At 51.2% G+C, this 465-nt stretch carries 1 protein-coding gene; it reads left to right on the top strand.

Translation table 11 applies throughout. The annotated features are described in order from the left end of the window. Nucleotides 1–97: 97 nt before the first annotated feature. Nucleotides 98–465, top strand: a 368-nt coding sequence (locus AC2JF9_RS08975; RefSeq protein ID WP_500727071.1) for an acyltransferase family protein, incomplete at its 3' end; no start/stop codon positions are given.

Raw genomic sequence — 465 nt, 5'->3', positions numbered from 1 at the left:
GCGCTTCGGCACAGGAGGAGATCTGGCCCAAAATGCGTGAGATCCAGAACAGCGATATCATCGAAGGCAGTTCCAGGCACCTACTCTTGCGAAACCGATGAGATACAAACCATTTGGCGCTTTCCGAACGTTTCTGGCGGCTCTCGTCATAGTCCAGCACATTCACCATGTTGGCCCAGATGGCACCTCTTGGGGCAACTGGGGCACTGGATCGATTGCAGTGCTCGTCTTCTTCGCGCTGTCTGGATTTGTTATCACCGAAGCTGCTGAAAGCTTCTATAGGGGCCGCCCACTGGAGTTCGCCGTTAATCGTGTCTTGAGGATTATGCCTCAGTACCTGCTGGCGCTTATGTTTTCTATCGGTGCTATTTTTCTGGGGGCTCAACTTGTTCCCCACTTTTTGCCGAATGTCCTGGTTCAAAATACAGAGGGAGAACTGTTTAATTCAGGCACTTTGCTTGTGAA

It is taken from the genome of Lactobacillus sp. C449L (assembly GCF_059900815.1).
The sequence above is the reverse complement of the archived record's forward strand: the minus strand, read 5'-3'. Positions and strand labels throughout refer to the sequence as shown.